Source organism: Vibrio marinisediminis (assembly GCF_014050145.1).
In the GTDB taxonomy this organism is placed as follows: Bacteria; Pseudomonadota; Gammaproteobacteria; order Enterobacterales; family Vibrionaceae; genus Vibrio; species Vibrio marinisediminis.
Map to the genome: position 1 here is coordinate 1 of NZ_JACFYF010000068.1, position 385 is coordinate 385.

General features: G+C 70.6%; 1 protein-coding gene. It reads left to right on the forward strand.

Annotated features, from left to right (window positions below):
• Positions 1-284, forward strand: a 284-nt coding sequence (locus H2O73_RS23465) for an NADH-quinone oxidoreductase subunit K (RefSeq protein ID WP_182110733.1), incomplete at its 5' end; no start/stop codon positions are given.
• Positions 285-385 lie beyond the last annotated feature (101 nt).

The following is a 385-nucleotide window of genomic DNA, read 5'->3' on the forward strand; positions in this document are numbered from 1 at the left end:
CCGGGCGGCTGACCTACGCGACACCGCCCTTCGTGCCCGAGGGGTCCACCGCGACCGCCGTGACGGCGGCCAACGCGTTGCCGCAGGCGCTGATCCTGACGGCGATCGTGATCGGCTTCGGCCTGCTGGCCTTTGCGCTGGCGCTGGCCTTCCGCGCCTGGCAGAGCCTCGGGACGGTGGAGATGGACGCGATGCGCGCCTGTGAACCGCTGGAGCCGCCGACCCCGCCCGTGGCCAGTACGCCGACCCCGGTCACGGGCAGTCGCAGGGAGGCCGCGGAATGATCCTCGTCTGGCCCATCGTCATCCCGATGATCACGGCGGTGATCACACTGCTCTTGCGCAAGACCGCGCTGGCCTATCACGTGTCCCTTCTGGGGTCCGTG